The organism is Marinifaba aquimaris (assembly GCF_013328345.1).
GTDB classification, from domain to species: Bacteria; Pseudomonadota; Gammaproteobacteria; order Enterobacterales; family Alteromonadaceae; genus Marinifaba; species Marinifaba aquimaris.
Genome location: NZ_JABULX010000035.1, coordinates 1 through 19,662, shown reverse-complemented (window position 1 = coordinate 19,662; position 19,662 = coordinate 1). Strand labels below are relative to the sequence as shown.

General features: G+C 39.6%; 16 protein-coding genes. 8 read left to right on the top strand and 8 right to left on the bottom strand.

Annotated features, from left to right (window positions below):
• Positions 1-10 precede the first annotated feature (10 nt).
• Both HR060_RS16895 and HR060_RS16890 read left to right on the top strand, forming a co-directional pair.
• Positions 11-1,093, top strand: a complete 1,083-nt coding sequence (locus HR060_RS16895; protein WP_174201465.1) for an acyltransferase family protein — start codon at positions 11-13, stop codon at positions 1,091-1,093.
• A gap of 15 nt (positions 1,094-1,108) precedes the next feature.
• Positions 1,109-3,769, top strand: coding sequence for a family 20 glycosylhydrolase (locus HR060_RS16890; protein WP_174201464.1), 2,661 nt, complete (start codon positions 1,109-1,111; stop codon positions 3,767-3,769).
• Between the two features lie 154 nt (positions 3,770-3,923).
• Here the strand turns inward: HR060_RS16890 and cysC are convergent, their stop codons facing one another.
• Genes cysC through cysD form a run of 5 tightly spaced genes read right to left on the bottom strand, consistent with a single transcriptional unit; the run spans position 3,924 to position 9,600 of the window.
• Positions 3,924-4,547 carry an adenylyl-sulfate kinase gene (gene cysC / locus HR060_RS16885; RefSeq protein ID WP_174201463.1) on the bottom strand — a complete coding sequence of 208 codons (624 nt, stop codon included), beginning with the start codon at positions 4,545-4,547 and terminating at the stop codon, positions 3,924-3,926.
• A gap of 26 nt (positions 4,548-4,573) precedes the next feature.
• Complete coding sequence (locus tag HR060_RS16880; RefSeq protein ID WP_174201462.1) at positions 4,574-6,295, bottom strand: SLC13 family permease; 1,722 nt, start codon at positions 6,293-6,295, stop codon at positions 4,574-4,576.
• A 6-nt stretch (positions 6,296-6,301) separates the two neighbouring features.
• A complete protein-coding gene (gene cysN / locus HR060_RS16875; protein WP_174201461.1) occupies positions 6,302-7,714 on the bottom strand; it encodes a sulfate adenylyltransferase subunit CysN in 1,413 nt (470 codons plus the stop codon).
• A gap of 15 nt (positions 7,715-7,729) precedes the next feature.
• A complete protein-coding gene (locus HR060_RS16870) occupies positions 7,730-8,689 on the bottom strand; it encodes a DHH family phosphoesterase (RefSeq protein ID WP_174201460.1) in 960 nt (319 codons plus the stop codon).
• Positions 8,690-8,691: 2 nt separating this feature from the next.
• Complete coding sequence (cysD, locus tag HR060_RS16865; RefSeq protein ID WP_174201459.1) at positions 8,692-9,600, bottom strand: sulfate adenylyltransferase subunit CysD; 909 nt, start codon at positions 9,598-9,600, stop codon at positions 8,692-8,694.
• 259 nt (positions 9,601-9,859) lie between these two features.
• Between cysD and HR060_RS16860 the strand changes: the two genes are divergently transcribed.
• The 4 genes from HR060_RS16860 to HR060_RS16845 are packed head-to-tail and all read left to right on the top strand — an operon-like array spanning position 9,860 to position 13,916.
• Complete coding sequence (locus HR060_RS16860; protein ID WP_174201458.1) at positions 9,860-10,861, top strand: methyltransferase; 1,002 nt, start codon at positions 9,860-9,862, stop codon at positions 10,859-10,861.
• Between the two features lie 45 nt (positions 10,862-10,906).
• Entirely contained in the window at positions 10,907-12,166 is a 1,260-nt protein-coding gene (gene glgC / locus HR060_RS16855) for a glucose-1-phosphate adenylyltransferase (protein ID WP_343044265.1), read from the top strand.
• Positions 12,167-12,171: 5 nt separating this feature from the next.
• Entirely contained in the window at positions 12,172-13,611 is a 1,440-nt protein-coding gene (gene glgA / locus HR060_RS16850; RefSeq protein WP_174201456.1) for a glycogen synthase GlgA, read from the top strand.
• Entirely contained in the window at positions 13,608-13,916 is a 309-nt protein-coding gene (locus HR060_RS16845) for a hypothetical protein (RefSeq protein ID WP_174201455.1), read from the top strand. The genes glgA and HR060_RS16845 overlap by 4 nt, the downstream gene beginning before the upstream one ends.
• Here HR060_RS16845 and HR060_RS16840 read toward each other — a convergent pair whose 3' ends face one another.
• Positions 13,917-14,315 carry a DUF3293 domain-containing protein gene (locus tag HR060_RS16840; protein ID WP_174201454.1) on the bottom strand — a complete coding sequence of 133 codons (399 nt, stop codon included), beginning with the start codon at positions 14,313-14,315 and terminating at the stop codon, positions 13,917-13,919.
• 151 nt (positions 14,316-14,466) lie between these two features.
• Between HR060_RS16840 and HR060_RS16835 the strand changes: the two genes are divergently transcribed.
• Entirely contained in the window at positions 14,467-16,107 is a 1,641-nt protein-coding gene (locus tag HR060_RS16835; protein WP_174201453.1) for an ATP-binding protein, read from the top strand.
• A gap of 139 nt (positions 16,108-16,246) precedes the next feature.
• Positions 16,247-16,954 carry a two-component system response regulator ArcA gene (gene arcA / locus HR060_RS16830; protein WP_174201452.1) on the top strand — a complete coding sequence of 236 codons (708 nt, stop codon included), beginning with the start codon at positions 16,247-16,249 and terminating at the stop codon, positions 16,952-16,954.
• 42 nt (positions 16,955-16,996) lie between these two features.
• On the opposite strand, the gene arcB is transcribed toward arcA, so the two are convergent.
• Together arcB and HR060_RS16820 are read right to left on the bottom strand one after the other, a co-directional pair.
• On the bottom strand, positions 16,997-19,351 hold the full coding sequence (gene arcB, locus HR060_RS16825) for an aerobic respiration two-component sensor histidine kinase ArcB (RefSeq protein WP_174201451.1): 2,355 nt from the start codon (positions 19,349-19,351) through the stop codon (positions 16,997-16,999).
• Between the two features lie 219 nt (positions 19,352-19,570).
• Positions 19,571-19,662 (bottom strand): EF-Tu C-terminal domain-related protein (locus HR060_RS16820; RefSeq protein ID WP_484502640.1); only part of this gene is annotated, 92 nt, incomplete at its 5' end.

The window sequence follows — 19,662 nt, the reverse complement described above, 5'->3', positions numbered from 1 at the left end:
AGAGGTATTTATGACTCGTTACCAAGCCTTAGATGCACTGCGTGGCTTGGCCATAGCATCTATGATATTAGTAAACTTTCCAGGAGATTGGTCAGCGGTTTACGCCCCACTACTTCACGCAAAATGGCACGGTTTTACCCCAACAGACCAAATTTTTCCGTTGTTTTTGTTCATTGTGGGCTCGGCTATGTATTTTGCTTTTAGCAAGAGTGATTTTCAATTTAGCCTAAGTGCATTTATAAAAATTACTAAACGTACACTTATTATTTTTGCTATAGGTTTAGCGCTCAATGCATTTCCATTTAATGCACCAATTGAAGAGCTAAGGGTGTTCGGTGTCCTGCAGCGTATCGCTTTGTGTTACTTCATCGCCGCAAATTTAGTGCTTCTGTTGAATAGAAAATATTTAATACTCAGTAGTTTAGCTATTTTGGTTAGCTATCCGAGCATATTTTATTTTTTTGCTCCAGAAAATAGTTACAGCTTGCAGCACAATGCCGCGTTAATGTTAGACCTTGCCATTGTTGGTCCTTCACATTTATATCAAGGCTTTGGTTTACCATTTGATCCAGAAGGGCTACTGAGTACTTTACCCGCAGTGGTCAATGTCATTGTTGGCTTTGAAGTGACGCGTCTTATGTTGCAGTACAAGGAAAAAATCCACGCAGTGCGAGAGTTATCCATGATTGGCTTTTTAGTGATCGCCATAGGCATAATTTTGGCACCCTTGATCCCAATAAACAAAGCGCTATGGACATCAAGTTATGTATTTTTGACCTCTGGGATAGCGATTGTATTGTTGGCTTTGTTTATTTATCTTTTTGATATTAAGCAACAAGAAAAAATGGCAGAACCATTATTAGCATATGGGCTAAACCCATTGTTTATATATGTGGTAAGTTGGCTCTGGATTGGCAGCTACTCTTTTATTGAAATCACGCCAGATACCAATATGCATGCCTTTATTTATCAAACGTTTAGCCAAATAACCTCGGCTAAGTTTGCTTCGTTATTATTTGCTATATTGCATGTAAGTTTATTTTGGTGGTTTTGCAAAGTACTCTACCAACGTCGGATTGTTATAAAAATATAAAAACAGGGTGTATCAATGAAAAAAACGCTTATTAGCTTAGCGCTCTCATGCAGTCTTATGGGCTGTAATGTAGCGAATGAATCGAGTGTACAGAGTCAATCTCAGCTAACAATAAATCAGGTACAGCTTGATCAACTAGCAGAAACACTAGTGGTAAATTACACGGTATTATCCAACCAAAACGGCAACTGTAAGCCTGCAGGAAGTCAGGCGAGTAAAGCAGATGAAGCTTGTTACTTAGTCAGGGTAGAATTAACGAGTCAACAGGACATCAGTGCTAATGATTGGGCGATTTACTTTAGCCAGGTAGACCCTTTAAAAATGCCGGCAAATGATGAGTTAAAAGTAGAACATGTTAATGGTGATTTACATACAGTATCACCAGGTATCAATTATCAGGGCCTGAAAGCTGGCAAGACCACTGCAATTGAGTTTGTTGTCCGTAATTATCACATTACTGAAGCGGAATACATGCCTAACTTTTATATAGCGGCAAAGGGACTGAAAGCCAAAACAATACAATCAACTATTGCTCTAGCCGATGATGAAACAGGATTAGAATTACTGCCTTTTGCCGGTGAATTAAATAACTACGCCAAAACTTTTGGCCGAGGTAGTGAAGATAAAACAGCTCGCGCCACCAGTGGCCACTTATTTGATAAGTACCAATCGTTAACACTGGATGAGTCAGTATTAACAACAGGGTTAATTCCACAGCCGAGTTACATCAAGGTGAACAGCGCTGATAGTTTAGATATCAGCCAAGGTCTGAACTTTGTTGCTAAAGGCATCAATCTAAAACACATTGAAGCGGCGCAGCAACGTTTGGCGTCAATTGGAATCAAACAGAATCAGCAAGGCATCAATGTAGAACTTTCGCCTATTCGCGATAAACGCAAGCGCAATAAAGGCAGTTATCAATTATTTATTGAAGCCGATAAGATTCGAATCTTAGCCGCCGACAACGAAGGTGCCGCTAATGCGGTTAACTCTATCGCGGGATTGATCCAAGTGGGCAAAGCTTCATTACCTTTAGTCACTATATTAGATGAACCTAGATATGAGTTTCGCGGCATACATATCGATGTATCACGTAACTTCCACTCTAAGCAGTTTATTTTAGATTTGATGGATCAGATGGCTGCATACAAACTCAATAAACTGCATCTACATTTAGGTGATGACGAAGGTTGGCGATTAGAAATCAAGGATTTACCTGAACTGACCGATATTGGCAGTAAACGCTGTCACGACCTAACAGAGCAAACCTGCTTGATACCACAATTAGGCAGCGGCCCTGATGGTAATACTCATTTAGATGGCTACTACAGTATTGAAGACTACAAAGAGATTTTGACTGCCGCCAATGCTCGCCATATTCAAGTGATTCCATCTTTTGACATGCCTGGCCACTCTCGTGCTGTAATCAAAGCGATGGAAGCCCGCTATAACAAATTTATTGCCCAAGGCAACGAAGAAGAAGCTAAACGTTACCTATTGACTGATTTCGACGATAAAACAGAATACGAGAGTATTCAGTTTTATAACGACAACACCATCAATGTTTGCATGGACTCAGCTTATGCATTCTTAGATAAAGTTATGGATGAAATGAAAGCCGTCCATTTAGCTGCTAATCAACCTTTGACCGTATATCACATAGGTGCTGATGAAACAGCCGGTGCTTGGAAAGAATCACCTGTCTGTAAAGCACTGATGGCAGAGCAAGGTATTGAAAAAGCCGAACAACTCGGTAGTTACTTTATCGAACGTGTTTCTCAATTATTAGCAGAGAAAGATATTCAAGTTGCCGGTTGGAGTGATGGTATGGGTCATACCCGTAGTGAAAAAATGCCTCAATCTGTTCAATCTAACTCTTGGGGGGTATTACCTTGGGAAGGTCATGTGGGTGCTCATAAGCAGGCAAACTTAGGTTGGGATTTAGTGCTTTCAACACCAGATACGCTGTACTTTGATTTCCCTTATGAAGCCGATCCTAAAGAAGCCGGTTACTCATGGGCTTCTCGTCATGTCAGCACCTATAAAGTCTTCCAGTTTATGCCAGATAACCTACCTATCCACGCTGAAATGTGGGTAGGTCCAGACGGTAAACCATTTGAAATTAATGATACTGTGCAAAAAGATAAGGAAGGTAATATTACACATAGACCTTTAGCCAAAGATAAGCGATTTATTGGTATTCAAGGCCAACTATGGAGTGAAACCATCCGCAGTGATGAAAGCGCTGAATATCAGATCTTTCCTCGATTCTTAGCAATGGCAGAACGTGCATGGTACAAAGCGGACTGGGAAGTACCGTACAATTATCAAGGTGCTATCTACAATCGAGAATCAGGTGTTTTTAATAGTGAATTACAACAGAAGCAGCAGCAGGATTGGAATCGCTTTGCAAACGTGTTGTCACAAAAAGAGCTCGCTAAATTAGAAATTGCCGATATTTTTTATCGTGTACCGACTGTTGGAGCCAAGATCCATGACGGTAAATTGCATGCCAACATTGCTCTACCGGGTTTGGCGATCGAATACCGCATTAATGAACAAGCTTGGCAGACTTATACACAGCCTGTAGCGATTGCTGATAAAGCTATAGTAGAAGTCAGAGCAAATAGTCAATCTAACGGAAGAAAAGGCAGAACAATCGTAGTAGAAAATTAATGTTCAAAAAACATTCAATTAAAATTGAACCATTTTGAATTTTGATGAGTCATAAAGGAGGTAAGATGAATGGATTTAGTTTACCTCCTTTTTTCATGAAACATTTTCAGCCCAGCCGGTCAGCTGGGCTTTTTTGTTTCTGAGCAACGCTGAATTAACAAAAACCTTTAGCTTTCAATGCATCTAACACGTACAGCGCACATTGTTCGATATTCATCTCTGCAGTCTTAACGACAATTTCAGCATTTTCTGGTGCTTCATAAGGCGAGTCAATTCCAGTGAAATGTTTGATTTCACCCTGACGAGCTTTTTTGTATAAGCCTTTAGGGTCGCGTGATTCACAAATTTCAATTGGGGTATCAATAAATACTTCAACAAATTCGGCATCACCCACCAGCTCGCGTACCATTTGACGATCTGCAATAAATGGCGAAATAAAAGCGGTTAAAACAAATAAGCCTGAATCTACAAATAACTTACTGATTTCACCAATACGGCGAATGTTTTCAACTCTGTCTTCATCAGAGAAAGTAAGGTCTTTATTAATACCGTGACGAACATTATCACCATCTAATAAATACGAATGAAAACCCGCTTCAAACAATTTTGCCTCAACCGCATTAGCAACGGTTGATTTCCCCGAGCCACTTAAACCTGTGAACCAAAGTACACAAGGCTTTTGATTCTTTTGCTCTGCTCTTTGTTCACGCGTTATAGCAGTTGAATGCCAAACAATATTCTCATTACTTTCGTGAGTAGGGTTATTTTTCTCTGTCATTATTCTTGTCTCGATTCGCTTTCTTTTTAGAAAGGGAAAAAATAAGGTATTAGCAGACTACAAACTACTAAGTACATTAAACTAAAAGGCAAACCAAACTTAGTAAAGTCGGTAAATTTATAGCCCCCGGTATTAAACACAAGTAAGTTAGTTTGATAACCGTAAGGACTTAAAAAACAGGCACTTGCACCAAAGGCAACAGCCATTACAAAAGTCATTTCACTGACGCCAAAACTATGGGCAAACCCCAATGCTAGTGGAAACATCAAAGCGGCGGCAGCAGTATTAGTCACGATTTCCGTCAAAATCATAGTAACAATGATAACGCCGATCATCGCAAATAAAGCCGACTGTTGGCTAAAGTATGCATGTAATGACGTCGCTATCGTATCGGATAAGCCACTTTGCATCATGGCATCTGCTAAGGTCAAAGCAGCCGTAATGATTAGCCATAAGTCGAATGGAAATAAGCGTTTTAATTCAGCACTTTTCAGCAAACCTGCCGCCATACATGCCACAATAAAAATACAAAGGCCAGTAAACAAGGTCGTCAAACCGGCGATACTTGCTGCCAAGACGGTAGCAAAACCAGCGAGAACACAGGCATTTTGTGTAACAGTCAACGGCTGGTCAACAGATAAATCAGAGATTACAAAGAAGTGCTTACTTAGGTTTTTTCGTTTTTTGAAATCGCCACCCGCAGCGAGTAATAAACTATCACCCTCTTTGAGCTTTACTTCACCTAACTTACCAGGGACACGCAAACCATTGCGCTTTAAGCCAACAACGGCGGCATCAAACATAGCGCGAAATCCAGCTGACTTGAGTGTTTGACCAACTAAAGTAGAGCGCTCGGCGACGACAACTTCAACGAGGTTATCACTCATCAACCCCGTGTGCTCGGCAAAAATAGTTGCCCCTTCAACACGTTGTAACTCTTCGATGTGATTAACATCACCGCAAAAAACGAGTCTGTCTTTGGCTTGTAATACACGATTTGGCTGAACAGGCGTAATTGAGTTGCTCGCGCGAACCAACTCAACAAGGTAAAAACTATTTAAATTTCGAAGGCTCGACTCTTCAATTGTTTTACCAACAAGTGGCGAATTAGGGTTGATTTTAAGGTCTATAAAATAATGACTATCATCAGTTTTAGTTTCGACCAAAGGTAATTTTTGCCGGCGCAAAATCAACAAGAATGCACCACAGATAACCAGTGCGAGACCTATTGGCAAAAAGCTGAAAAAGCCCAAGGATTCATTGCCTTGGTTCATCCAGAAACTATTAACGACCATATTAGTCGATGTGCCAATCAGTGTGGTGGTTCCACCGAGAATAGCCGCATAGCTAAGCGGAATTAGTAGCCTCGAAGACGGGTGCTTGCTTTGCGCTTTTATCGGCTTGATTAAAGTAGCAACAACCGCGGTATTATTTAAAAAAGAGGAGAAAAAAGCGGCAAGTCCGGATAACTTAGCGACGGTTTTTGCTTCACTGTCGTCGATAGCTTTACTGGCAAATAACTTTAAAACACTCGTGCGCTCTAAAGCGCGAGATGCCAAAAGAAGTGCAATAAGTGTGGCTACACCAGGGCTTACCGCATTTTGCAGAGATTGTTCAGGCGTTATGATGCCAGTGATAAACAAGCTCACTAAAGTGAAGGTAAAAACGCGAGTAGCGCGCCAGCGAGAAGAAATTAAGGCGATAATTGTCACGGCAAAAATTGCCGCGACAATCCATTGAGAAAGCATATTGATTTATTTCATTAAATCTTTTAAATCAATCGCTTGCCAGTGTGGGAAGTGCTTGCGCACTAACTGGTTAAACTCGATTTCGAATTCGCTGAACTGTGCAGAAGTAGCACCTTCAAGCGCTTCTGAGATCATACCAGCACCAACAGTTACGTTAGTTAAACGGTCGATAATAATAAAGCTACCTAATAGCTTGTTCTCTTGGTAGCGATCAACTGCAACAGGTGCATTTAAAGATACATTACATAGAGCAATTTCATTAAGTGCTAATTCGTCCGTAGTTTCATGCGCTAACGTATTAACATTGATACGGTAGTCCACTGCATCAATTTGACCAGCAGTTTGTTTCGTACCTAATTTAAAGTCATACGTTTTGCCTGCTTGCATGGCTTTTTCATCCATCCAAACAATGTGTGCTTTAAGGTTATTCGTAATCTTAGGCTCGTTACCTACAGGTACAATCACGTCACCGCGGCTGATATCGATTTCATCTTCTAACGTTAATGTAATCGACATAGGTGCAAATGCTTCTTCGATTTCACCTTCAAATGTCACAATTGATTTAACTTTTGAAGTTTTACCAGATGGTAGTGCTTTGATTTCGTCACCTACCTTAACCACACCTGATGCAATTGTGCCGCAGAAACCACGGAAATCTAAGTTAGGGCGGTTAACATACTGTACAGGTAAGCGGAAATCAGAGAAGTTGCGATCAGCTACAATTTCAACTTGCTCTAAAGTTTGCATTAATGTTTCGCCTTGGTACCAAGGAGTGCTCTCACTCTTAGAAACAACGTTATCGCCATTTAAAGCAGAGATAGGTGCAAAACGAATATCATGAATGTTTAATTCAGCTGCAAACTCTAAGTATTCTTTTTTGATTTCTTCATAACGCTCTTCGCTGAAATCAACTAAATCCATCTTATTAACCGCAACAACAACGTGGCGAATACCTAATAGAGAAACGATAAAGCTGTGACGACGAGTTTGTGTTTGAACACCGTGACGCGCATCAATTAAGATAATTGCAAGATCACAAGTTGATGCACCTGTTGCCATGTTACGCGTGTATTGCTCATGACCTGGCGTATCTGCGATGATGAATTTACGCTTAGATGTTGAGAAATAACGGTATGCAACATCGATGGTGATACCTTGCTCACGCTCTGATTGTAGACCATCAACAAGTAACGCTAAATCAATTGCATCACCAGTTGTACCGCTCTTTTTACTGTCTTGAGTGATTGCTGCTAATTGATCTTCATAAATCATTTTTGAGTCGTGTAATAAACGACCAATTAATGTACTTTTACCATCATCTACGCTACCACAAGTTAAAAAGCGTAATAACTCTTTGTTTTCATGCTCTTTTAAGTAAGCATGGATATCGTTTTCAATCAGTTCCGATTGATGTGACATGTCAAATTCCTCTCTTTACGCGAACGTCTGTTCAAACGTATTTATAAATCTGTTCAGTTCTTCTTCAGGTAGTACGTTAATACCTGCTGCCGCTTTACGGCCACCGCCAGTTTCAAATTGACGACATAAATCATCTGCGCCTTCAGGACGATTCTTTGGTGAGCGAACTGAAACTAAATAACCACCTTTGGCCAGCTCAGTCAGAACTGCGTGCGCTTTATCTTTCGCAGCATTGGCCAAGTCATTACCCCACACACCTGAAATGCGACGTGCCCAAGCTTGGTTTGGTAATACAAAAATTGATCCTGTGTCAGATGCGTGTTTTAACTCAGCACTTTCAACTTGCTTTAAATCAGCTTGATAGTTGGCGATTAGCTCCACATACAGTGGCGCTTTTTGTGCAATCATCTCTAACGGATTTGGATACTCAAGCAATGCTTTGAATAAATCCGCAGGAGCGATATGTAAATCTGATAAATCAGCACCATAACCATTGTAATTAATGGCAATCCCAAGATCTTTTAATGCTTGCTTTTGTTCTGCAGTTAAACCTAACTCGTCAGCTAACGCATCGGCAGCTACGAGCATATTGTCGCCGTAAGCAGCAACAACTGCCCAATGGGCAAATTGGCCGTTCAAATGCTGATTGACAAGCAAACTAGTACAAGTACCAGCATCGGTATCAATCAAACTGGTTAAGTTATCAGCCTGTGGGATATCACCTGCAAAATGGTGATCACAGTAAAAGACAGCAGCACCTGTTGCTAGTGTCGACAGTAGCGCCTCTTTATTTTTATCCATAGAGATATCAAGGACCGTGACTTGGTCACCCGAACTTGCCTCTACTTTTGCTAATAATTTAATATCGCGTTTAACGCCAGTAATCAGCGTACTGTCTAAAGGTTGTGCTAGTCGCAACTGCAATAAAGCGCAAATTCCATCTGCATCGCCGTTGAAGACGTCGAAATAAGCCATGGTTAGAAGTAACCTTCCATTTTCTTCTTCTCCATCGAGCCAGCAGAATCGCTATCGATAACACGTCCTTGACGCTCAGATGTAGTGGCTAATAACATTTCTTGAATGATCTCAGGTAACGTTGTCGCTTCAGAGTTGACTGCGCCCGTTAATGGGTAACAACCTAAAGTACGGAAACGAACCATTTCCATAGCTGGTACTTCACCTTCTTCTAAAGGCATACGATCATCATCAACCATGATCTTCACGCCATCACGCATAACAACTGGGCGCTCTGCCGAGAAGTAAAGGTCAGGAATTTGAATGTTTTCTAGGTAGATGTACTGCCAAATATCTAATTCAGTCCAGTTTGATAATGGGAATACACGAATACTTTCGCCTTTATCAACTTTAGAATTGTATACATTCCACAACTCTGGACGTTGGTTTTTAGGGTCCCATCTGTGATTTTTATCACGGAAAGAATAAACGCGCTCTTTTGCACGTGACTTTTCTTCATCACGACGAGCACCACCGAATGCAGCATCAAAACCGTACTTGTCTAAAGCTTGTTTCAATGCTTGTGTCTTCATTATATCTGTGTGTTTAGCACTGCCGTGTGTAAACGGACCAACACCCATTTCTAAACCTTCAGGGTTTTGGTGAACTAATAAGTCGAAATCGTACTCTTTAGCCATGCGATCGCGAAACTCGATCATCTCTCTAAATTTCCAACCAGTGTCTACGTGTAGTAATGGGAATGGAATTTTAGCAGGAGCGAACGCCTTACGCGCTAAATGAAGTAAAACCGATGAATCTTTACCCACTGAATAAAGCATTACTGGATTTTCGAACTCAGCCGCAACTTCACGCATAATGTGAATTGACTCAGCTTCCAGTTGCTTTAGGTGCGTCAATCTATGATCAGACATAATAAATTTCTTATATTGATTAAGCTATAAATAAACCGATTTATATAATAATTGATTATATAAATTACAGTTAATCGAAAAGGTTATTTGATATTTCCGTTGCCTATAAAAGCAGCAACATACTATAACCTTAAGTATCCGTCATTTTACCCAAAGCGTTAACAAGAAAAAGTGAAACAGCCAAAAAGTTAAGAATTATTTGCTTTTATATGTGGCTTATATTTATATGCACCTTTTTTCTCTGAGAGCACGACTAGCTATGGCTTCACATTCAGCCCCTACCCAGCTGTTTTTACAACACGCAAAAGAGCTCATTACTGCACCTTGTTTGATTGTTGATCCAATTCACGATGAAGGTTTTAATCAAAACGATTGGCCAGACTGTGAGTTACTAAATTTTCGTGCGACAACTCAAACAGGCAACCTCAAACAACATACTTGGCCAGCCAAACCAGAGCGCGAGTTCGATTATGTCTTAATTTACTACCCTAAAGCGAAAAACAAATTAGCTTGGTTAGTCGATCAAATTGCAGCCTGCTGCCATCCCAATACCGTTATTTATTTTGTCGGTGAAAACAAAGGTGGCATCAAATCTATGGCGAAAATGAAATCGGATCAGCTCGCATTTATAAAAAAAGTGGCCTCAGGAAAGCACAGTTTGATTTTCCAAGCCATGCTCAATGAAAATTATTCAGCCAATGACGAATTAAACTTCAGTCAACACGATTTTCAAATCGGTGAAAACAACATTTCGGTATCATCACTTCCAAGTGTATTTAGCGATGGACGATTGGATGAAGGTACTCAGTTATTATTAGAAAATTTACCCAATGATATATCCGGGAATGTGCTCGATTTTGCTTCTGGTTGTGGTGTGATTGGCAGTTACTTAGGTAAACACTTCGAAATCAAGCAATTAACCTTATCTGACGTGGACTCGCTGGCCGTTGAAGCTAGTAACAAATCGTTACAAATGAACAATATTCAGGGAAAAGTGATTCTATCAGACGGTTTAACGAAAATTTCATCAAAATTCGATTGGATTTTTACCAACCCCCCCTTTCATACTGGGGTTAAAATCGACTACCATGTGGTTGAAACATTTATAAAAAGTTGTCGACATAAATTAAATACTCAAGGGAAATTGATTTTAGTCGCCAATAGCTTTTTAAAGTACAGTGAAATACTTAAAGCAGAGTTTAAAACAGTAGATGTAATAGCTCAAAACAATAAGTTTAAAGTTTACAGCTGCAGTTTGTAAAAACCACACACCCGACAGGTTGTTGGGTGAACAATACAATTTGATATAAGACAAAATACAAGGCAAAAGGTTATGGCAGGGATTTTATCTATGATTTTGGCGGGTGGCGCAGGCACTCGATTATTTCCACTAACGGAGACGCGTACTAAACCAGCAGTTCCGTTCGCAGGACAATATAGATTGATTGATTTTGTACTAAACAACTTCGTCAATTCCGATTTACTCAAAATATATGTTCTTACCCAATTCAAGTCACAATCATTAAATATCCACCTTCGCCAAGCCTGGCATTTATCAGGACTAACTGACCAATTCATTGACGCTATACCCGCACAAATGCGTATGGGTAAGCGTTGGTATGAAGGCACTGCTGATGCCATCTACCAAAATCTACGCTTAATTGAAATTCACGAGCCTGAGCTTGTATGCGTGTTCGGTTCTGACCACATTTACAAAATGAACGTGCGTCAGATGACTGATTATCACAAAAAACAAAAAGCTGATTTAACCGTTGCAGCTATTCGTGTACCGATTGAAGAAGCCCACCAGTTTGGTGTAATTGAAATTGATGAAGCAGGTAAAATGGTTGGTTTCCAAGAAAAGCCCGCTAACCCTAAATCAATTCCTGGCGACCCAAACACAGCATTAATTTCAATGGGTAACTATACGTTTGACCCAGATGTTCTTTACCGCGTACTTAAAGAAGATGCGCAAGATCCAAATTCAGATCACGACTTTGGTAAAAACATCATTCCAGGCTTAATGGCAGAAGGAAATGTATTTGTTTACGACTTCACCAATAATGAGATCCCTAACGAAAACGGTGATGCTTTCTACTGGCGTGATGTAGGTACGATTGATTCATACTGGCAAGCGAGCATGGATTTATTATCGAAAGACAGTGCATTTGATTTATATAACTCGCAATGGCCACTTCGAACTTATCATCCAACTGTACCACCAGCACAGCTTCTGGAGTCTTCACAGGGACAGCAAACGACTGTTGTAAACTCTTCAATTGCTTCAGGTTGTGTGATGCGTGGAGCTAAAGTAGAAAAATCTGTACTGGGTTTCAACGTTCAAGTTGAACCACGTTCAGAAATCACCGAAAGCGTAATCATTGGTGATGCCGTGATTGGTAAAGGCTGTGTCATAAACAAAGCCATCATTGATAAAAATGTTGAAATCGCACCTGGTACAACATTGGGTGTAGACCGTGAACTAGATGAAAAGCGCGGCTTTACTGTATCTAGAGGCGGTATTGTTACCGTTCCTAAAGGCACTAAAATCGGTTTCGACGAATAACGAATATGAACATATTATTTGTTTCTTCAGAAGTTGAAGAGCTGGCCAAAACAGGTGGCCTTGCAGATGTAGCAAAAGCTCTGCCGCTAGCCTTAACCGCTATGGGACATGACGTAAAAATCGTCATGCCCTACTACAGTAAAACAATGTCTGATATCGATACTCATATCATTCACGAAAACGTGGAGTTGAGAGTTGGTGAAGATAGTTACTATTACACTGTTCGCGAAACAGAATTAAAAGGTGTAAAAGTATTCTGTATTGAGCATGATGATTTCTTCGGGCGTGATGGCTTTTACAGCGATGGCTATGAGGCTTATCACGATAACGGTGAACGCTTTGCTTTTTTCAGTATGGCTTCACTACAAGTAGCCTTACTACAAAACTTTACCGTTGATATCATTCACTGTAATGATTGGCATACTGGCACGATTCCTCACCTACTCAACAAACATTGGCGTCATGAAGCTTGTCTTGCCAATGCAAAAACCGTATTTAATGTACACAATGGTGCTTTCCAAGGGATTTTTCACTTAGACCAAATTCCTTTCCTAGTGCATGCTGGCATAGATTACGAACACATTCACCACGGTATGGTGAACTTCGCTAAAATGGCTATTCGCTGTGCAGATAAAATTGTTGCCGTTAGCCCTAGCTATGCTCAAGAATTACAAACTGACTTAGGTTCACATCACTTAGGTGATTTATTTAGAAGCCGAAGTGCAGACCTTTCAGGTGTCCTCAATGGTTGTGATTACAGCCAATGGGATGCTGCAACGGACGAATTAATTCCAGCTCGCTATACACATGAAAATATGTCTGGCAAAGCTTTTTGTAAGGCCAACTTACAACAACAAAGTAAACTAGCAGTAAATGATAAAATTCCAATTATCGGTATGGTATGCCGCATTACCGATCAAAAAGGTTTTCATTATTTGCTACCTGTTCTTGAAAATATCTTGAGACACAACGTCCAGTTTATTTTAGTGGGCACAGGTGATCCGCATATGGTGGATCAGCTAAAAGTGCTCAGAGACAAGTATCCTGATAAATTCTACTTCTTAAATGACTTTAGCTTGCGTTTTGCTCATTTGGTTACTGCAGGTAGTGACTTTTTCATGATGCCATCTTTATTTGAGCCATGTGGCTTAAATCAGATGTATTCGCTAGCCTATGGCACATTGCCAATTGTCAGAGCAGTAGGTGGTTTAAGAGATACCATTAACGACTATGAAGCTGATAGTAGCACAGCTAATGGTTTTGTTTTTGAACATCCTGATCCGACTGATCTACTCACATGTGTGTTAAAAGCCTTGCTCTTTTATCATGAATATCCAGAGGTATTTGATGTCATTAGGAAACGAGCAATTCAAACTCGTTTTAACTGGCACGACTCTGCGGTTCAATACGAAACCGTATACAAAAATGCATTAGGTATTGAATGAAATACTTAGCAGCACTTTTGCTCTCACTTTGTTGCTCAGTAGCGTCTGCTGCTGAGCAATGCTTGCAAGACCCTCTAAGAGTTAAGCCTTGTAACCATCAAGTTTATCGCTCAATCGCAACAGATGACCCAACCTCACCACACAACAAAGTAGTTACTTGTATCTGTGTACCTGATTTTATCGATTTAATTAAACCCACCGAAAGTCAAAAACAAGCTTATCTTAAGAAATATCAACTGGAAGATATTGCAATAAAATACAAGCTTAGTAAGGCCGATTTGGTGCAGTTACTAACGGGTAAGTAACTAGTTATATTTAAGATAATCTGTAAACTGACCCAATAACACACTTTGCACATTTAGCAGACACGGTTCAAGGTATAATTTACCACTTCGCACATAATAAATAGCATTTTGCTCAAACAGCACACCCCATTTTTTTGCTTGTGTTAGATTACAAATGCAAACATGACTTTGCTCGGCGTAATCGTAACTTTGTGACATTACTAATGTCTTGAAAAAATGAACTTCAGACTCGTGAAGCACTTTAGCTAGATCATTCATCTGTTTGCGATTTTCTTCTGAGCCAACTGGCTGACCTTTCGGGTTCATTGCCGTGATCACAGCAAAATCATCAGCAGGCATGTTTTGATTCTGCTCGAATACAAAGTAAACAGATTGATATATTTGCCATAGTTTTGACATGAAGTTAGCTCTTTACTCAATGATTTAATTGATAATACTTATTAATTAGAATCAGTACTAAGGCTAATTTAAACAAGGCTTGTTAAATTCTCTATATCTACATACACTCTTGAGATGAAAAGAAATAATCAGTAGGTTTTCTTTGAGCAATATGGCATCGATTAGAAGTACATCTTCGATAAAAAGTTCGATTATTTTAATGGTAATGCTCACCGCAGCACTTTCACTTATATCTGCATTTATCATTAATGGGTGGCTTGAAATAAAGCAACAAAAAGACAACGTCAAATCGTCAGCAATTGCTTATGCTGACATCATCGCATTTAACTCTGTCAGTAGCATCCTATTCGATGACTCTAAAACTGAAACAACGCGATTACAGGCGCTTGAAACGACAGATTTCGTTGAGAACATTCATATCTATCGTGTCGATGACTTCAGTGGAGAACTGGAGTTTTTTGCCAGCTACAATAAATTGGGTACCCCACCTGTTCCAGCCAAGTTTGGAAAAATAAAAACCTTACTCAAAGCTCATTTTAGTGATAACTATTTAGAGCTCATCAGGCCGATACAATCAGAGCAAACAATTATTGGATACTTGTATATCCGAGGATCACTCGAAGAATTAAATGAAAGGGTGAATAACCAGCTTTATTTGAAAGTAGCTGTTTTAATCTGTTCACTGATTGTAGCTTTTGTATTATCGCTTAAATTTCAAGCTCATATTACTAAGCCAATAGAAGAGCTTGTTAGGCTCTTTAAACAAGTTGCAAACGAAAAAGATTATACCTTGCAAGCACCAAGGCAAAGCTTACAAGAACTTAACGTGTTGAGTACCAGCTTCAATACCATGCTGGATAGAATACGCGTAACGTTAGACAAACAAAGAGAAGCCGAACTTGAAATTCGCAAGCTCAACTCAAGTTTAGAAGACAAAGTAAACCAACGTACAACAGCATTAAAAGACTCTAATGGAGAGCTGATGTCAACGCTGGAAAAACTGCACCAGTATCAGAATCAGCTCGTTGAAACTGAAAAAATGGCTTCATTAGGAGATATGGTTGCAGGTATTGCTCACGAAGTTAACACGCCGATAGGTTTAGGTGTCACAGCCTCAACCTTGTTAATGGACAGGTTAAAAGACATCCATGAGAAAATGGATTCTAAACAACTCACTGCAGGGCAATTAAAGAAGTTTATTGGAGAAGGGGAAGAAAACCTCAATATCATCTACCGTAACTTGAATCGAGCAGCAGAATTGATCAGTAGCTTCAAACAAGTCGCAGTTGATCAGGGAAGCGAAGGCGATCGAGAATTTTCAGTCTATCAGTTAATCCAAGAAGTTTTACTTTCATTAAAGCCCAAGCTAAAACACCATCAACACCAAATTGATATTGACTGTGAACAAGAGTTGATTATTGAAAGTAAACCAGGCCCTTTAAACCAAGTGCTTATTAATTTAATCATGAATTCAATTATTCATGCATTCGATGAGGGTGAATCAGGAAAAATTCGCATTGTAGTTCGTTGCTACAACAATCAGCTCAATATGATTTATAGCGATGATGGTAAAGGCATTAATGATCAATTGCGAAAACGTATCTTTGATCCTTTCGTCACAACTAAGCGTGGTGAAGGTGGAAGTGGCCTTGGTATGCATCTAGTTTACAACCTAATAACCCAAGCTTTGAACGGCCATATCACAGTCGCAAGTGAAGAGGGAAATGGCATAGAATTTGAGATAAGTTTGCCAGTTAAAGTAATTCAGTTAAAAGAACCAACACCAATTTAACACCATTTAAAATTATGTAACAAAATAGGGGATAAATTTTCAACTAGGTAAATATGAAGTATTGAGATATAAAAGGAAATCACTATAATTTCAACGAATACCTAGATCATGGATATAGAGACTACCAAAAAGGGTCAAGATGCAAACACGTAAGATCCTCATCGTTGAAGATGAAGCTGTCACCAGAAATACTTTAATCAGTTTATTCCAAGCAGAAGGATATGATGTTTACTCTGCAGAAGACGGCGATGAAATGCACACTCTATTATCCGAACAAGAAATTCACCTTGTAGTAATGGATATTGGCTTGCCGGGTAAAAACGGTTTAATGCTTGCTCGTGAATTGAGAGAACAAAGAAACATTGGCCTAATTTTCTTAACTGGTCGTGATAACGATGTTGATCGAATTCTAGGCCTAGAGATTGGTGCAGACGATTATTTGGTTAAACCGTTTAATCCTCGTGAACTAACTATTCGTGCGCGCAACCTTATCAACCGTACGGGAGAGTTAACCTCAACCAGTAGCGCGGAAGTCAGTGAATACAAATTTAATGGTTGGTGTTTAGACTGCGACAGCCGCAGCTTAGTCAACCCAGATCAAGAAAGCACGCGTTTACCAAAAAGTGAATTCCGAGCACTTAAGTTATTATTAGATAACCCAGGTAAAATAATGACGCGCGAGCAACTCATTAAAGAGATGACGGGCCGTGAGCTTAAACCTAACGATAGAACGGTTGATGTGACTATCAGAAGGTTACGTAAGCATTTTGAAGAAGCTCCAGGCGCACCAGAGCTTATCTCGACAATACACGGCGAAGGGTACCGCTTTTCAGGACAGCTCGACTAAGCGAACTTTAAATATTATCAATTAAATAGCCACATCACGTGGCTATTTTTTTGTCTCTAGCCAACGTTTGAGATAACTGACATCATCCACTCTGGCTTTAATTAAAGCAGCAATTCTGTCGTCAAGTTGAGCCAACCAATTTTTTTTGTCTTTTTCTTGGATGGCATGAGCTACTTTTTGCATACTTGTTAAACCAACTGAAGCACAAGAACCCTTTATTTTATGTCCTATTGCAGCTACTTCTTTGTAGTTTTGCTGATTTTTAGCTTGAATTAACTCATCGAGATAATCGATAACGAGCTCTTCGAATAAAGCGAGGTTATCCATCATAATTTTAGCGCCGACTGTAGAGAGCATTTGCTCAATAAAATCCTCATCTAACAAAGGAATGGGTGAGTTGGAGCACTCATCTTCTGTCTTAACCGTATTATCTAACTCGACAAAGTCAGAAATTTTTTCACGGCCAAAAAGTTGCCCAAAAACATGAGAGATTTCGTCAACTCTTAATGGTTTAGTGATCACATCAATAATGCCAATTTCTCGATATTTGTCTTTATTACTGACTGAGTGTGCTGTCAAGGCAACCAAAGGAGGATGGTTAAGATCAATTTGCTTCACTCGTGCAGCAACGTCAAAACCTGTCATGTCAGGCAAATGTATATCAAGTAACAGTAAATCAAACTTACCTGGTTTGTATAAATCGAGTGCTTCATTACCTGTTTTAGCAACGATAATCTCATGGTCCATTTCTTCTAATGTTGCTTTAGCAACTTGAGCATTTAGAGCTACATCTTCAACCAATAAAATTTTAAGAGGCGGGATTTCAATTTTAGTTTCTGTCGTTTGCGGGGGCTCAACCAATTCAGCAGGGAGTGAAACAGAAAAGTTACTGCCCTGGCCTACTTCACTATACACTTCTATTTGACCATCCATTGCTTCAACTAGCATTTTTGAGATCGCTAAACCAATGCCTGTACCACTACTTGAACTGACTTCTTCACGATCGACTTGGTAGTACATATTGAAAATATTATCGATTTCATTTTCTGCAATACCAATTCCAGAATCAACCACTTCAAAATCTAACCAAACTTTCTCGCCTTGTTGAGCAACATCAACTAAGAACTTAACTTCGCCTTTGAGCGTAAACTTCATCGCATTTGACAATAAATTCCAAAGTACTTGTCGCAATCGAGTAGGGTCAATCTTAACCCAAAGCGTTTCAAGGATATTGTGCTCAAATACAAACCCTAGCCCTTTGTGCTTAGATTGCAGCTCAGTAACCGTTGCTAGCTCATCTATTAATTCATGTAGCTCTATAGGCTCGAGATGGACTTTTAATGCATTTCTCTCAATTTTGTCTAAATCGACAATATCATTAAAAATATTACCTAAGGTAATTGCACAAGCATGAATAATTTTAGCTTGTTTCTTTTGCTCATTACTGGCAAGTGAAGCTTGTAAAATACGGCTAATACCCACGATTCCATTAAGAGGCGTTCTAAGTTCATGACTAATAGTTGAGATAAAAGCAGTTTTATCTCTATTCATTTGCTCAAGGCGATCTTGCGCTAACTTACGCTCCATTACATCACGCCCAAAGCCCAATAGACCGATCCGTTTACCCGCTTCGTTGAAGAAAGGTACTTTTTTAAACTCGTAAAGGCGACGTGTACCGTCAGGTAATGGAAGCCAAATGTCATAAGAAATACTGGTATTACTGGCCAGGACTTCTTTATCAGATGCAATAACCTGCTCAGCCACTTCGTGGGTATAGACCTGCCATGGGGTTAAGCCTATCATTTCTTTTTCAGTCATCCCTGTCACAGCTTCAAGGGACTTATTACAGCCTGCGAAACGGCCATTATCATCGCGGTAATAGATGATATCGGGTGAGCAATCAAAGCATGAACGCAAGAGTACCTTCTGAGCATTTAGACTCATCTCGGTGCGTTTACGCTCTTCTATCTCTGATTGAAGTAAAGTGATGGCTTCTTCACGTTGGAGCTCGGCTCGTTTACGTATTTCAATTTCAAAATTAAGTTGTTTGATATTTTTCCGTAAGTTGGTCGCCGTTTGTAAATCTTGTGCTCTTAAGTTCTCAAGCTCTGATACCGCTTTTTGGATTTCATCCTGAGATGTATGCAATCTTGCAATTAATTCAAAAATAAAGAATAAAAAAGCAGGTGCAATAATCAAAGTTAATAAAATTGAAGGAAAAAACGCCTTTAGGGATAGCTCCCCATGCATTAAGTACTCAACAATGGACGTTTCTATAATGGCAATAAAAATCGCAATAGACAGAAATACAAGACTAACAGCGAAAGTGCCATAGTGATTGACCATTTCAGCAAATTTTGCTGGCCATGGTCTAGTTGTTGTTATTTTTGTATTCATTGACTTTCACTGCCTTAACAGTTTGGAAATGGATAAAAGTAAACAGATTACTCTTTAATGACAAAATACTGAATTATTAACAAGTTTGGCAAGTTTTAATTGCGATAGTAAATGTAATTAAACCTATTATTGGGAATTAATACTTCAACTTTTATTACGATCAAAAAAGGCCGCTTTCGCGACCTTTTTTAGAACTGATAGTTAAATCAATTATCGATATTATTCGATGATTGAAGCAACAACACCAGCACCTACTGTACGGCCACCTTCACGGATAGCGAAACGTAAGCCTTCGTCCATCGCGATTGGGC

Bases quoted from the DNA above. Each gene is read 5' to 3' on its own strand.
- HR060_RS16895 (WP_174201465.1), top strand. From the start codon at position 11: ATGACTCGTTACCAAGCCTTAGATGCACTGCGTGGCTTGGCCATAGCA.
- HR060_RS16890 (WP_174201464.1), top strand. From the start codon at position 1,109: ATGAAAAAAACGCTTATTAGCTTAGCGCTCTCATGCAGTCTTATGGGC.
- cysC (WP_174201463.1), bottom strand. From the start codon at position 4,547: ATGACAGAGAAAAATAACCCTACTCACGAAAGTAATGAGAATATTGTT.
- HR060_RS16880 (WP_174201462.1), bottom strand. From the start codon at position 6,295: ATGCTTTCTCAATGGATTGTCGCGGCAATTTTTGCCGTGACAATTATC.
- cysN (WP_174201461.1), bottom strand. From the start codon at position 7,714: ATGTCACATCAATCGGAACTGATTGAAAACGATATCCATGCTTACTTA.
- HR060_RS16870 (WP_174201460.1), bottom strand. From the start codon at position 8,689: ATGGCTTATTTCGACGTCTTCAACGGCGATGCAGATGGAATTTGCGCT.
- cysD (WP_174201459.1), bottom strand. From the start codon at position 9,600: ATGTCTGATCATAGATTGACGCACCTAAAGCAACTGGAAGCTGAGTCA.
- HR060_RS16860 (WP_174201458.1), top strand. From the start codon at position 9,860: ATGGCTTCACATTCAGCCCCTACCCAGCTGTTTTTACAACACGCAAAA.
- glgA (WP_174201456.1), top strand. From the start codon at position 12,172: ATGAACATATTATTTGTTTCTTCAGAAGTTGAAGAGCTGGCCAAAACA.
- HR060_RS16845 (WP_174201455.1), top strand. From the start codon at position 13,608: ATGAAATACTTAGCAGCACTTTTGCTCTCACTTTGTTGCTCAGTAGCG.
- HR060_RS16840 (WP_174201454.1), bottom strand. From the start codon at position 14,315: ATGTCAAAACTATGGCAAATATATCAATCTGTTTACTTTGTATTCGAG.
- HR060_RS16835 (WP_174201453.1), top strand. From the start codon at position 14,467: ATGGCATCGATTAGAAGTACATCTTCGATAAAAAGTTCGATTATTTTA.
- arcA (WP_174201452.1), top strand. From the start codon at position 16,247: ATGCAAACACGTAAGATCCTCATCGTTGAAGATGAAGCTGTCACCAGA.
- arcB (WP_174201451.1), bottom strand. From the start codon at position 19,351: ATGAATACAAAAATAACAACAACTAGACCATGGCCAGCAAAATTTGCT.